General features: G+C 41.2%; 13 protein-coding genes and 1 tRNA gene. 7 read left to right on the top strand and 7 right to left on the bottom strand.

What is annotated here, in order from left to right; all coding sequences use genetic code 11:
• Position 1: 1 nt before the first annotated feature.
• From rlmB to frr, 6 genes are read right to left on the bottom strand one after another with little or no spacing between them, the layout of a single operon-like run.
• Positions 2-742, bottom strand: coding sequence for a 23S rRNA (guanosine(2251)-2'-O)-methyltransferase RlmB (rlmB, locus tag AT15_RS03070; RefSeq protein WP_068346251.1), 741 nt, complete (start codon positions 740-742; stop codon positions 2-4).
• A complete protein-coding gene (locus AT15_RS03065; RefSeq protein WP_235598485.1) occupies positions 726-1,151 on the bottom strand; it encodes a Mini-ribonuclease 3 in 426 nt (141 codons plus the stop codon). Before AT15_RS03065 ends, rlmB begins: the two co-directional genes overlap by 17 nt.
• Positions 1,129-3,744: an alanine--tRNA ligase gene (gene alaS / locus AT15_RS03060; RefSeq protein ID WP_068346249.1), complete on the bottom strand. Its 2,616-nt coding sequence runs from the start codon at positions 3,742-3,744 to the stop codon at positions 1,129-1,131. The genes AT15_RS03065 and alaS overlap by 23 nt, the downstream gene beginning before the upstream one ends.
• Positions 3,745-3,755: 11 nt before the next feature.
• Positions 3,756-4,607, bottom strand: a complete 852-nt coding sequence (locus tag AT15_RS03055; RefSeq protein ID WP_068346628.1) for a phosphatidate cytidylyltransferase — start codon at positions 4,605-4,607, stop codon at positions 3,756-3,758.
• Complete coding sequence (locus AT15_RS03050; protein WP_068346247.1) at positions 4,597-5,298, bottom strand: isoprenyl transferase; 702 nt, start codon at positions 5,296-5,298, stop codon at positions 4,597-4,599. Before AT15_RS03050 ends, AT15_RS03055 begins: the two co-directional genes overlap by 11 nt.
• A 1-nt stretch (position 5,299) precedes the next feature.
• Positions 5,300-5,857, bottom strand: a complete 558-nt coding sequence (gene frr / locus AT15_RS03045; protein ID WP_068346245.1) for a ribosome recycling factor — start codon at positions 5,855-5,857, stop codon at positions 5,300-5,302.
• Positions 5,858-6,118: 261 nt separating this feature from the next.
• On the opposite strand from frr, the gene yajC reads away from it, so the two are divergent.
• The 7 genes from yajC to AT15_RS03010 all read left to right on the top strand — a co-directional run bounded on the left by yajC (position 6,119) and on the right by AT15_RS03010 (position 12,557).
• Positions 6,119-6,493: a preprotein translocase subunit YajC gene (gene yajC, locus AT15_RS03040; RefSeq protein WP_068346243.1), complete on the top strand. Its 375-nt coding sequence runs from the start codon at positions 6,119-6,121 to the stop codon at positions 6,491-6,493.
• 57 nt (positions 6,494-6,550) lie between these two features.
• Entirely contained in the window at positions 6,551-8,056 is a 1,506-nt protein-coding gene (gene secD, locus AT15_RS03035; RefSeq protein WP_068346241.1) for a protein translocase subunit SecD, read from the top strand.
• Entirely contained in the window at positions 8,053-8,958 is a 906-nt protein-coding gene (secF, locus tag AT15_RS03030; RefSeq protein WP_068346239.1) for a protein translocase subunit SecF, read from the top strand. The genes secD and secF overlap by 4 nt, the downstream gene beginning before the upstream one ends.
• Before the next feature lie 54 nt (positions 8,959-9,012).
• Positions 9,013-9,088, top strand: a tRNA-Ala gene (locus AT15_RS03025).
• Positions 9,089-9,116: 28 nt separating this feature from the next.
• Positions 9,117-10,052: a phospholipase D-like domain-containing protein gene (locus AT15_RS03020; protein ID WP_068346237.1), complete on the top strand. Its 936-nt coding sequence runs from the start codon at positions 9,117-9,119 to the stop codon at positions 10,050-10,052.
• A complete protein-coding gene (locus tag AT15_RS03015) occupies positions 10,042-11,757 on the top strand; it encodes an NAD+ synthase (RefSeq protein WP_068346235.1) in 1,716 nt (571 codons plus the stop codon). Before AT15_RS03020 ends, AT15_RS03015 begins: the two co-directional genes overlap by 11 nt.
• Positions 11,758-11,759: 2 nt before the next feature.
• Complete coding sequence (locus AT15_RS03010) at positions 11,760-12,557, top strand: Cof-type HAD-IIB family hydrolase (RefSeq protein WP_068346233.1); 798 nt, start codon at positions 11,760-11,762, stop codon at positions 12,555-12,557.
• On the opposite strand, the gene AT15_RS03005 is transcribed toward AT15_RS03010, so the two are convergent.
• Complete coding sequence (locus tag AT15_RS03005) at positions 12,558-14,321, bottom strand: PAS domain-containing protein (RefSeq protein ID WP_235598497.1); 1,764 nt, start codon at positions 14,319-14,321, stop codon at positions 12,558-12,560. It abuts the gene before it with no gap.
• Positions 14,322-14,366 lie beyond the last annotated feature (45 nt).

Below are 14,366 nucleotides of genomic sequence, written 5' to 3'. Positions count from 1 at the left end.
CCTATTCACCACCCCAAAGCTGCTTTCTTAGCTCAAAAAAGAGAATCGCAGCGCTTGCCGAAACATTTAGCGAATCGACTCCTGATTCCATTGGTATAGAAATGACATAATCTGCATTGGTCTTAACTAATTTCCTTATGCCTTTTCCTTCATTTCCAAGAATAATAGCGGTTTTTTTTGAAAAATTCACTTGATAATAGGGAGTGCCTTCCATCGAAGCCGCGTAAACCCAGAACCCGGCTTTTTTTAATTCTTCAATAGCCCTAACCATGTTTGTTACTATTGAAATAGGCAATCTGAATGCCAGTCCAGTAGAGACTTTTATCACAGCAGGTGTAACTTTTGTGGAGGATTTTTCGGTAATAACCAGTCCCCCTATTCCGGCCGCTACGGCTGTTCGAATAATTGCGCCGAGATTATGAGGATCCTGTACCATATCCAGCAAAGCGATAGAAAAACCTGCCTTTGCCCCTGCGGTTTCCAGTAATCTTTCAAAATCTGCATAAGGAAACTCTTTTAAATCTATAACAACTCCCTGATGCTTTTTCTCATGGCTGAGATTTTGAAGCTTAATTGGTGAGGTTTCCTCAACTCTATAACCCTTTTTAATGCAACTCTTTTTTAATTGATCGAGTTCTGGCGAAACGTTTTTTTGATCTGAAAAGAGTATGTGCTTTATTTTCAAGTTACCCGAAGGAAACTTGAGGATTTCTTTCAGAACATTTCTACCATGTAAGTACACTGTCAACCACCTTCAATAAAATCTCTTCCAGGTGCCCAAAGTCGCCTTTTATGTAAAGATAGCCAATAAGCGCTTCCAGAGCGGTAGCCCTGCGGTATTCAACATCATTCCCGCGCTTTTTTGCCCCTTTGGAATTGTATCCCCTGTTGATGACCTTTCTATCTTCTTCATTTAAAATTTCGTCAATTTCTTCAAGTGCTCTGCTTTGACTGTTTGCATTTACCAGTTTAGTCAAAAGGTCGTGCTGGTACTTTGTACGACGTTTAGCAGTTTTCAATGTTTTGAGTCTGAAAAAAAGCTCATATACAGCATCACCGATATAAGAAAGGGTATCAACAGAAAATGAGTTGACATCCTGTTTAACTGTTAACAATCTCGATAAAGCATCAAGATCGCACGTACTTCTCAAGGGATCTAACCACTTCTTCAATTTTGCTTACCTCTTTACCACCAGCCTGGGCGAAGTCTGGACGTCCTCCTCCTCCTCCGCCAAGAGCTTTTGCAATATTTTTGGCTATAAGACCGGCATTAAAGCGTTTTGTCAATTCAGATGATACTTTAACGACAAAGATCGCCTTGTCTTCCTGTCTGTTGAAGATAATCACAACTCCACGCCCGAGTCTTTGCATTAACACATCCGCAGTATTTCTAATGAGTTCAACAGGGGCATCATCAACAATTCTTACAAAAAATTTAACGCCATCAATATTGAATTCATGGTCGTTAGCACCTGATTTACCTGAAAGAAGCTTCTCCTTCAATTTCTTTATTTCTTTATCTTTTTCTTTTATTTCCTGCATGAGGAAAAGCGTTTTTTCCAGTATCTGCTTTTCTTGAACCTGGAGGATGTCTTTTAGAGTGTTTGTAAGAGTAAACAGTTTCCTCAGATATCTCATGCTCTCTTTTCCAGTGATGGCTTCGATCCTCCGCACACCGGCAGAAACCGAGGATTCAGAAATAATCTTGAAAAGCCCTATTTCTCCTGTGTTTCCAACATGTGTTCCCCCACAAAGTTCTTTGCTGAAGTCGGATATGCTAACCACCCGGACTTTATCGCCATATTTCTCTTCAAAAAGAGCGGTAACGTCCTCAGATTTTGCTTCCTCAAGCCTTTTTTCTTCAACTGTTACCGGCAATGCAAAAAGGATGGCATCGTTTACAGACTCTTCAATTTTCGCTATTTCTTCAGATGATAACTGGGCAAAATGCGAAAAGTCAAATCTCAAACGCTCCGGTCCAACAAGAGAACCTGACTGTTTCACATGATTCCCGAGCGTTTTTCTTAGAACAGCGTGCAAAAGATGTGTGGCTGTATGGTTTCTGGCAGTCGCTTTCCGCTTTTCCGCATCAACAATCAGCAGAGCCTGCTCACCCTCTTTTATTGTACCTTTGGTTACTTTTATTTTGTGCAGGAATATGTCCTGATGGGGTATATAAACGTGTTGAACCTCTGCAACTCCGGACGGTGTTTCAATAATTCCAACATCAGAAACCTGCCCGCCCTTTTCCGCGTAAAAGACCGTCTTATCGAATACGATTTCTCCTTCTTCGCCAGTGGAGAGTTCCTTTGCCTGACTTTCCTCTCTAATGATTGCTCTTATTTCGGAATGAGTTTCCAGCATCTCATATCCTATAAATCTTGTACCGCCGAATTTTTCATACAATACTTTTATAAAATTCGAGACAGCAGAGTATTCGCGATTTCCCGCAGCTGCTCTTGCACGTTCCTTTTGTTCGAGCATTAAATCCACAAATCCGTCTTTATCAATGCTTATGTTGCTTCCACTCAGCATCTCTTCTACGAGCTCAACATGAAAACCATAGGTGTCATGCAGCATGAAAAGATCATTTCCGGTAAGTTTTCCCTTTGTATTAATTATTTGCCATAAACGTTTTGTCCCGCGATCAAGATTATCACGGAATCTCTCTTCCTCTTTCAGGACTACCTGTTCTATAAGTTCCCCTTTGTTTTTGAGTTCAGGGTAAATAGAACCCATTTTTTTGATCAAGGGTTCCGTTAGCAAATGAAGAAACGGACGATTGTTTCCCAGAAGTGAGGAATGCCTTACAGCACGTCTTAGAAGCCTTCTGAGCACATAACCCCTGCCTTCGTTTGAAGGCAGAACACCATCTGCAATCATGAAGGCTACAGCACGAGCATGATCTGCTATGACCCGAATCGATATATCCCTTTCAGGGTTGCTTCTATATCTAATGGAGTGAATATCTTCTATTTTTTCTATAAGAGGAAGGAATATATCCGTATCGAAGGTGGTTTCAACCCCTTGCATAATTGCCGTAAGCCTTTCAAGGCCAAGGCCTGTATCGATATTCTTCTGGTGCAAGAGAGTGAGATTTCCCTCCTCGTCCTGGTTGTATTCGGTAAAAACAAGGTTCCAGAATTCCAGAAAGCGACCGCAATCACATGCCGGGCTGCAATTTTCTGTATCCGGGCAGTTTTCCTTGCGCCCGCTGTCAATGAAGATTTCGGTGTCAGGACCACAGGGACCGGTGGGTCCTGCGGGTCCCCACCAGTTATCTTCTTTGCCGAGTTTGACTATCTTCTTTTCAGCAATCCCTACTTCATTTTTCCAGATTTCATATGCTTCATCATCTTCTTTGTATACGGAAACCCACAGTTTTTCCTCAGGAATTTTAAGTACCTCGGTTACATATTCCCAGGCCCATTCAATTGCTTCTTTTTTAAAATAATCCCCGAAAGAGAAATTGCCCAGCATTTCAAAAAACGTTTGATGTCTCGGGGTCTTGCCCACATTGTCTATATCCACTGTTCTTATGCATTTCTGGCAGGTTGCAATTCTGGGGTAAGTCGGCTTGATTTTTCCCCAGAATATAGGTTTGAAGGGTACCATTCCAGCAACGGTAAACATAAGCTGCGGATCATTCGGAATGAGCGATGCACTTGGTAAGATAGTATGATCTTTTGATTTGAAAAAATCCAGAAAACTTTGCCTTATTTCTTCTGAAGTCATGTATCTCATCTAAGACCTCCTCAATTGTTCAGCAAAATCATAAATATATAAAATATTGGTGTTACAAATAGTAGACCATCAATCCTATCTAACATACCTCCATGACCAGGCAAAATACTACCCGAATCTTTCAAGTTGTGAAATCTTTTAAGGGCTGATTCCGCTATATCACCAACGGTGCCAAAAACTGCCACTACCATGGGAAGAAGAAGAACTTCATCAAGACCGATCATATGAAAGTTAGGATCTATCAACGTCACCACTGATCCATAAAGCCAGACAAAAAACACGGTAAAAAGATATCCACCAATTGCTCCTTCAAGACTCTTCTTCGGACTATATGAAGGTGAGATCCTGATTTTGCCAAATCTGATTCCTGAAAAATATGCACCCGCATCGAAAACCCATACTGAAAGAAGGTTCAGCAATGCTATAAAGGGGCCGAAATGAATGTACAATGGAAAGAAAAAAGAAAGGCAAAGCGAAATGTAAATCAGAGGCAAAGAGCCATTCACAACAAATAGCTTCGCTTTTCTGGTATCGTTTACCGCAAGAATCGTAAGGGTGACTATTGTAATAAAGGCAAGGCTGAAGAGAAGCTCGGGCCTGCGTTTGGTGTCGCCAAAAAGGTTAAGTTTATCCAGCAGCAGCCCGTAAAGCACAGTGGTTAGCGTAATTATAGCCACATAAACCAGCCTTAAAAGGGGGTGTTTCAATTCTTTGAGACTAAAATTGATATATTCAAAGCTTGCAAACATAACGACAGTTGCCACCAATCCTATGAGCGAATAATAATTTACAAAGCAAAGGACCACAAAGGGCCCCACAAGAAAAGCCGTAACCAGTCTTATGCCAAGCTCTTTACTCCTCATCACTTATCACAGCCCCATATCTACGTTTTCTTTTCGAATATTCCTCAAGAGCCTTTTCTAATTCTTCTCTGGAAAAATCCGGCCAGAGGGTGTTTGTGAAATAAAGCTCGCTATAAGAGCTTTGCCACAAGAGGAAATTACTCAATCTCTGTTCACCGGAAGTCCTGATTATGAGATCAGGATCAGGCAAATCGGGCAAATACAGATTTTCTTGAATCACGTTATCATCTACGTGCTTTAATCCTTTATTCAAGATTTTTCTGGTGGCATCTACTATTTCAGATCTTCCGCCGTAATTCAAAGCAATAATAAGGTGTAGTCTGTCACATTGAGCTGTCTTGTTTTCTAAAAATCTGCAAAAGCTTCTTGTTTCCTCAGGCAGTTCTTCGATTCTACCCAAAAAACTGATTCTAATGGATTCGTCTATAAGGAGATTCAGCCTGCTCTTCAGATAATTGACCATTAGCTGAAAGAGGAATTGTACTTCCTCTTCCGGACGTTTCCAATTTTCGGTTGAAAACGCATAGAGAGTCAGATATTTTATTCCAAGGTCAGCACACCATCTGGTAACTTCTTCAGCTGTTCTGGCGCCTATTTTGTGGCCTTCAATGCGGTTCAACCCTCTTTGCCTGGCCCATCGGCCATTGCCATCCATGATAATCGCCAGATGCTTCGGAAGTTTTATGTTCATTTCAAAACTCCATTATTTCCTTCTTTTTCTTTTCGAGCTGGTTGTCCATTTCATCGACGTACTTGTTGGTGAGTTTTTGTATTTCTTCTTCAAAGCGCTTTAAATCATCCTCCGTCATTTCTCCCTCTTTTTGCAGTTCTTTAGCTTCTTTGATGAAATCGCGCCTGATGTTTCTTATAGCAACCTTTCCCTTCTCAGCGATTTCTTTTGCCAGTTTAATCCATTTTTCCCTTTGCTCGGTGGTAGGAATGGGAAAATTTAACCTGATGACATTTCCATCATTAAGAGGAGTGAGTCCAAGATTTGAAGCGAGTATTGCCTTTTCGATGAGAGAAAGCATGTTCTTTTCCCAGGGTTTGACAATCAAAGAACGGTCTTCAGAGACATTTATCGTGGCAAGCTGGTTAACAGGCGTCGGAACGCCGTAGTAATCAACTTTTATTTCTTCGAGCAATGAAGGAGAGGGTCTACCAGTTCTCATATGACTGAACTCTTCCACTATCTTCTCAACGCTCTTTTCCATTTTACTTTCTGCCTCTTTTAACATGGCGTTTTTCATTTTTTATTCCTCCTTTGACTATCTCAAATTCCTATTATCGATCTGGTATCAGTGTTTTCCGCATGAGTTCTGTTAAGCACTTCAGATTACGCATTCCAGTGGAAATTATATCATAGCATTCTTTGGGTTTTAACTACTTAGAGTCCGGATGCTGTGAAAATCAACTTAGCTCCTTTTACAGAACATCAATTCGCAGGTTGAATTGAAATAAACGATCTGGTAAAATCGTTATCGAGCTTAAATTTGACAGGAGGTATAGATATGTTTCCATTTTTGGGATTTGTAACCTACGCTCCGGTAACATCAGAACCAGCTCCCGCTGCCCCAACATCCAGTGTTGGCGGACTTTCGGGAATATTTGTCTGGCTTATAATAATGGTAGCTCTCTTCTATTTTATGATCATCATGCCCCAGAGAAGAAGGGAAAAACAGTTTAAGCAAATGATGTCACAGTTGAAAGTTGGAGATAGAATAGTCACCGCTGGTGGAATATTGGGAAAGGTCATCAACATTAAAGATAATACAATAAGAGTTCGAACCGGTAACGGTTCAGAAATCGATGTGACACGCCGTTCCATAACAGCGATTATTGGAAAAGGCGAAAACCCCAATGAGGTTGATGTAGAAAAGAAATAGGTTCTAATAATATATCTTGAAAGGGGGTGCTCTGTCCGTTAATTGCGGGCATAAGTCATGAGAGCAAACCAGAAAAGGCTTATAACTAGTGTAATTGTTCTGATTCTTGCATTGTTGCCTCTTCTCATCCCACGCGGTGGAGCGGAAGGCGATACATTTCTCTCCAAAATTGCTGCAAATATCAGGCTAGGGCTTGATATCAAAGGTGGAGCATTGCTCGAATATCAGATGGTAACTCAGGCTCCAAAGGAAGAACTCAATTCCCTTGCGGATAGAGTCATCGAGGTACTCAGGCGCAGGCTTGACGCTGCTGGCTTCACAGAGGCTACCGTGGAGAAAGTAACAGCGAAAATCGAGTATGGACAGGATATACCGCCTGTCAGAGTAAGAGTGGAAATACCCGGTATTACTGATATTGATAAAGCAGAACGTTTGATAGGAAGCACCGGTAAGCTTTATTTTGCAGATGTTCTGGCTATTGAAACTGGTGAGGCTACCCCTCAGATCCCCTCAGATCTCCTTTTTGAGGTCAGCAAGAGGAAACTCCAGGGAGCTGAACCTTACTGGCTTCGCGATATTCATTTCGGAAAACTTGAAAATGGTATCAAAAACCAGATTTGGTACCTTGTTAGCCCGAAGGTACTGGTTGGAACGCAGTTTATCGAACTCAATGGGAGCTCTGTTACCGAAGCCCAGCCCGGTGTGAATCCAAAACCAAATCCGGGACAGGGGAAATTCATGGTAACACTTAAATTCAACAGCGAAGGCGGAAATACATTCTATAAGATAACAGCCGAAAAAGCTAGCTATTCTTCCGGTGACGTGAAAAATCGATTGGCAATTGTTCTTGACGAAAGCGTAATTATAGCTCCTGGCGTAAACGAGCCCATTACAGGAGGAAGTGCAGTAATCACGGGACTCCAAACAATTGATGAAGCAAAAGAAGTCGCCATTCTTGTTGGCAGTGGCAACCTTCCAGTTGAACTGGCATCTTTCAATAAACAGATACTTTCCCCAACTTTGGGCAGAGACATAATAATGGCCGCCCTTTGGGCCGGAATAGCAGGACTTATTGTAGTCATGATATACATGGTGGTTTTCTATGGAGTAATGGGGCTTGTTGCCGATGTAGCTTTGATTTATAACAGCATATTGCTGTTTGGTTTGCTTTCAGCTACAGGCTCGATCCTTACATTGCCCGGTATAGCGGGTATTATCCTTACTATAGGAACCACTGTTGACGGCAATGTGCTGATATACGAAAGAATAAAGGAAGAACTCAGACTCGGGAAAACTCCAGAAAATGCTATTGACAGCGCTTTTAGTAAGGTTTTCTGGACTATTTTTGATGCTAATCTTACAACGATAATTGCCGGCCTTGTCCTGCTATACTTTGGTACGGGCACGGTTAAAGGATTTGCCATAACACTTATTCTCGGAGTAATAGGTGCTATGTTCACCAACCTGGTGGTCTCAAGAACAATGCTTACCGGGATGTCCGGTAGCATAAAGCCTTCGAGATATGTCAAAGAGGCCCGCACCGGAGGAGGCGAGGCAAGATGAGGTTCAATGTAGATTTTGTAGGAAAAAGGCGTGCATTTATATTTTTATCTATTTTGCTCATCCTCATTTCCATCGTTCTCTTCTTTGTGAAGGGATTCAACCTCGGTATTGACTTCACCGGTGGTACTGAGGTCAGCATTCTCGTTCCTGATATCAATTTCAGTGTTGCTGATATGCGTTCAGAACTTTCCGCTGAAGATCCTATTTTCGGATCTGCAAGGATAATAAAGCAAAAGCCTCTCACAGGTGAAACCGGAGAAGCGGAAAAAGCGCGTTTCTCGATTGTCGTAAACACTGAAAGCGATGAAGAATTGGCGGATACGATACTCAAAGCTCTGGCAGACAAAGGAGTAGTTGCCTCGGACATGCTTTCAGTGAATAAAATATCAGGATTTGCCGCTCAGGAAATAAAGGGCTATGCGTGGACAGCTGTTGTAATTGCGGTTGCACTTATACTGCTTTATATAACGATTAGATTCCAATTCTCCTTTGGTGTTGGTGCAATTATTGCACTGGTTCACGATTTGCTCATTACCCTGGGCTTTTTCAGCATTTTCGGTATGGAAATCAACGCCCCGGTTATAGCGGCATTGCTTACATTACTTGGTTATTCTTTGAATGATACCATCGTTGTGTATGACAGGGTAAGGGAAAATATGAGAAAAATGGGCGGCAAAACAATTGCAGAAATAGTCAACAAAAGTATCAATGATGTTATCGTAAGATCTTTGAATACTTCCTTGACAACATTTTTGGCTGTACTTACTCTGTTCATCTTTTCCGGAGAGGTTCTTAGGCCTTTCGCCTTCGGCATTTTGATCGGTGTTGTTGTGGGTACTTATTCTTCACTGTACATTGCCGCTCCGGTGGTTATTGGATGGCTCGAAAGAAAGAAGAGATAAATTCGCAAAGGTACTTGAAAACTTTTAGTTGGTATCGTATAATTGTTCCAGAGTGGGGTCGTAGCGCAGCTGGGAGCGCGTCACAATGGCATTGTGAAGGCCGAGGGTTCGAATCCCTTCGACTCCACCAGAGGGGAACCGAAAGGTTCCCTCTTTTTATGTCTTCAATCAAGATACTTCTCACGTTCCTCGTTTTATTCTTCGGAATATCTCTTTATTCATCAACAATAGAGTATTATTCCTCAGAAAAATACTCCCTTTCTGAAAGCGTCATTCAATTGCTTGATACAGCGGAGAGCACAGTGCTTTTTGTCTCATATTCTCTTGACGAAACGAAGGTAATAGACAAATTGAATGAGCTTGTAAAAAGGGGTATCTATGTTGAAGGCATTGTGGACAATTCTTCTATTTTCCGTAGTTTATCTCATGATCTCCTATTTAAATTAGAGTGCGACAATTCACAGGCTTTAATTCATGCGAAGTTCATGATAATTGATGGTCATTATGCAGTCGTTTCAACGGGAAATCTAACTCACGGCGGATTGAGTGAAGATTCAAATATTCTGTTGTGTTTCAAGTCCGAAGAGGTTGCTCTAGGACTTATGAATTTCTATCAAGCCATAAAAAAGGGGGAAAGAGCTCCCGACTTTCAGGTAGAAAACGCCTATTTCTACCTTACGCCCCATGAAAACATTGATGAAATCATATTGAAAAAGTTGCAATCAGCCAAGAGAGAAATATTTTTTTTGATATACGCCTTTACAGACCCGCGCTTTTTGACAGTTTTCAAATATATGGCGAGCAAAGGGATCGACGTCAAAGGTGTTGTAGATGACTGGAATATATCGAGTTCTTACCTTTACAAGTATTTTTCGCCAGGGCTTGGTCTCCGCTTCAACAAAGAAAAATGGCTTCTTCATGACAAGACATTGATAATAGACAGACGATTTATCATAACTGGCTCGGCCAACTTTACTAAAAGCGCATGGAGTAAAAATAGGGAGTTAGTTGTTATAATTGAATCGGAAGATTTGGCAAAGGCTTTTATAAGCCATTTCAATTATCTCTGGGAGGTTAGCGGATATGGTGATTAGGTTGGGTCTTGCTCAAATCGATATTACGGTTGGTGACATAGATGGTAATGTTGAAAAAGTCTTTACATATCTTGATTTGGCCCGGGAAAATGATATAGATATTCTCGTATTTCCTGAATTGACCATTACAGGATATCCCCCTGAAGACCTTTTGCTAAGGCTTGATTTTATAAAGGAAAATTTGAAGGCTCTTGAGAAAGTCGCAGCAGCGACAAAAGGATCGGAAACTCTTGTCTTTCTTGGCTTTGTGGATTACGATAGCGAGATATATAATTCTGCTGCTATACTGAAAGATGGCGAAATAAAAGGCAAGTACCATAAAATGCACCTTCCAAATTATTCTGTTTTTGATGAGAAGAGATATTTTGCCCCCGGAAACAAACCGATATTGGTTGAGCATGCTTCCCTGAAAATAGGCGTCAACATCTGTGAAGACCTCTGGGTTCCCGCTGGCCCCATCATTGATCAATCCATTGCCGGGGCAAATCTAATTGTAAACCTTTCAGCTTCTCCCTTTTCGGTCAATAAGTGGAGGTCAAGGTTGAATATATTATTGACCAGAGCGATGGAGTATTCAGCCACAATAGCTTATTGCAATATGGTGGGAGGCCAGGACGAGCTGGTCTTTGATGGGAGAAGTATGCTTGTAACCCCGGAGGGGAAGTACCATATTGCAAAAGCTTTTGAAGAAGAGCTTTTTGTTGTCGACGTGGATCCTTCTGTATCTACAAGGTATAACCTATACGAAGGAAAGCGTAAAGGTTATTCAAAGGTGTCAGAGCTTGAAACCGTAAAGCTTCCTATTTCAGTGAAGTCGGCAATTGAGCTTACCCCAGAAGTTAATTTGTATGAAAGCCCCCGGGAGGAGGAAGCGTTCAGGGCTCTGGTGCTTGGTTTAAGGGATTATGTTCGAAAAAATGGCTTTGAGAAGGTAGCATTAGGTTTAAGCGGCGGGATGGATTCGTCTTTGGTTGCGTGTATTGCTTCAGAAGCCCTTGGCAGCGATAACGTCATTGGCGTTTTAATGCCATCGGAGTTCACATCAAAGGAGAGCATTGAAGACGCGATTTCATTGGCTGAAAATCTTTCGATAAATACCCTGACTATTCCCATCAAAGAAGTTTACCACTCATATTTGGATGCACTCAAAGCCACATTCAAAAATACAAAGGCGGATGTGACTGAGGAAAATATTCAAGCCAGAATTCGCGGGAACTATTTAATGGCACTCTCGAACAAATTCGGATGGCTTGTTCTTGCTACGGGCAATAAAAGCGAGATAGCTACTGGATATGCGACTCTTTATGGTGATATGGCTGGTGGGATTGCCGTTATAAAAGATGTATATAAAACAGAAGTATACGCACTGGCGAACTATTTCAACGAAATGAAGGGGAAAGAGATAATACCAAAAAGGGTATTCGAAAAAGCGCCATCAGCGGAATTGAAACCTGACCAGCGTGACCAGGATACACTTCCGCCTTATGAGATTTTGGATGGCATCTTGCAGCTTTATATTGAGGAGGGTTTGTCACAGACTGAGATTGTGGAGCATGGATACGACGGGAAAGTTGTTGATTTAGTGTTGAAGTTGTTAAGAAGGAATGAGTACAAAAGAAAACAGGGAGCTCCTGGCATAAAGATCTCCCGCCGAGCCTTTGGCAAAGATTGGCGAATGCCGATAACCAATGGATACAGGAGATGAAAATGATAGAAGCCTTTGTGATAGATATTGATGGTACTTTTATAGACTCTAAGGGAAATATTCCACAGGAAAACCTTGATGCCTTAAAGGAAATTGAAGAGGAAGGTATAATGATATTTTTTGCCAGCGGCAGAATGTTGAGCTCTGTCATAAAGTTTCAATCTTCAAAACTCAATAAAATCCATCCGATTATAGCTTACAATGGTGCGGTCGTATGGAATGGAAGAGACGTTATTTTCAGCAAAAACATCACCACAGAAATGGCGAAAGACATAGTCAGTTACAGCCTGTCAAAGGGGTTATACATTCAAGCCTATGTTAACGATGAACTTGTCGTTCCCTTCGATTGTGAAAAAGCGCGGGAGTATGCGAAGCATTCGGCTGTTGATTTTAGAGTTGAAGAGAAATTTATTGAATTTGTGACCAAAAATACTCCTACCAAGCTCCTGATAATAGATACACCTGAGAAAGTAGAAGTTTTAAGCGCACATTTCGCTGCCAGATACAATCATCTCAATGTTTTTAGATCCTTTGCTACATATCTTGACCTGCTTCCAGAAGGTGTCAATAAGGGGCTTGGACTAAAATACTTATGCGAAGATTTACATGTCGACCCTGCCTGTGTAGTCGCATTTGGGGATAATGATAACGATGTTCCTTTATTTGAGGAAGCAGGCTTTTCTGTTGCGGTTGCAAATGCTACTCCCAACGCACGAAAAGCAGCTGATGTCATTGCCTCTGCTAATTATGAGGCTGGATTTGGAAGAACAGCGATGAAATTGATAAAACTCCTGAAATAGTCACTGGTGGGTTATCTTGCTTTTCATTATTATGCTGATATCGGCAATAAAATAACCTCTTCTGTCGCGAAGCCTGAATATTATCATGGGTGCTTTGTGTGGGTTCCCATTCACCAGAAACGAGACCTCATCCAGATACACATACCCGTCCTTTTCGAGAAGTTTATTTATTTTATTTCTTTCCTTTTCAGAAGATTGTATGAAGGAAGGCACCAATTTCATACCCATAATGTTATTCATATCATTTATCCCAAAGGTTTCCAGCCAGCTGAAATTGGCGTAAAGAATCCTTCCTTTAAGATCTGTTGCTACGGAAGGATTAAAGAGCTTTTCAAGAAGCTCAACCCTGCTTTTTAAATTCGGGAGAATATAGTATATACCACTTATATCCTTTCCCGTGATCACGTAACCTATTACCCTTCCCTTTTCTTTAACACATCGGGAAATCAGTTGAAGCATGATCTTTGTCCCTTGCTCTTCTTCAATTTCGACCAACCTGTTAGGTGCGGTATCATTACACAACGAAAATATCCCTTCATAGAGTTTTTTGTAGAGTTCAGAAGAGAGTTCATTTAATTTCTTTCCAGAAGCTTTTCTGAAACTTATTCGGAAGAAGTCTTCTGCAGTTTTATTCATGTATAACACTCTATATGAACCGTCTATGGCTATGACGATTTCACTGACGTTATTAAGCAGCAACGAATGCAGTTTGAGTTTTCTTTCCATTTCGTGTTTTGCGGTGACATCGCGCCCGACCATGAGCTCGAAAACTCCTTTTTCTGTTTTTAGCAATTTTCTTCTTGCCTCAACAATGAAGTTTTTCCCGTCTTTTGTCAAATGTGTCTCTTTGCCCATCCATCTTCCCGACTCTTTGAGAGAGCGCGCCTTACTTTTCAGATATCTTGAATACTGCTTAACATAATTCTGTTCAGGAGTTCCAAGCATTTCCTGAATCTCATACCCATGGCTTTTCGCAGCAAATTGGTTTAAGTAAACAATATCACCCTTTGAGTCAACTGCAAGGGCAATTTCCTCTATATTGTCAAGAAAGTTCCACTGAAACTCAATGAGCTTTTCGTTCTTTATTTGCGTGGTGATGTCCATGAAAGTAACTTGTATGACCCTTTCGGCTTCATAGAGAGACATGGTGCTGTTAAGGGTAACCATTCTCTCATCCGAGAAGGCATTTACAAGGGTGCATTTCTGATTATTAATGTTGTATCCTCCGAGAATTTTATTGCATATTTCCTTCTCAATCATGATTTCCTTTAAGCTCTTGTGAAAAAGCTCGCTATCTGAAAATCCGAGGATCGCTTTCGCAGCATCGTTTGAAAATATTATTTTTCCATCTTTGCGTAGGAGCAGCATGCCACAACCCATATTGTTGACGAGTGTGTCATATTTGTTTTTCTCAAACTGCAATACTTGCTGGATTCTTCTGTTTTTAAGCATGTTATACACGATTTTGCTGAGGTAATGAAGATATCCGGGGCCTTTGAGAACATACTCTTCTTCTTTCAGGCTAAATTTATTCACATCGGCTTCGTTGCCTATCAGAAACAGGTAATTTACGCTTTCCTTTCTTGCACGTTCGATGATATCCTTTCTGATGAAGTCGAAAATGATGAGATCAGAAAAAAGCCAGAGATCATCACCTATCTCTTCTGTGTAACGAATATCAAATTTAGAGGAGAAAGCATCAATCAAACGCCGAGCATCCCGTTGCCCTCTTCCAACAAGGACCACTCGATAACGTGAAAGCATTTCAAGCAAAAAGACCCCTCCATACTGGATCAGCAGAAATAAACT

It is taken from the genome of Kosmotoga arenicorallina S304 (genome assembly GCF_001636545.1).
In the GTDB taxonomy this organism is placed as follows: Bacteria; Thermotogota; Thermotogae; order Petrotogales; family Kosmotogaceae; genus Kosmotoga_B; species Kosmotoga_B arenicorallina.
The sequence above is the reverse complement of the archived record's forward strand: the minus strand, read 5'-3'. Positions and strand labels throughout refer to the sequence as shown.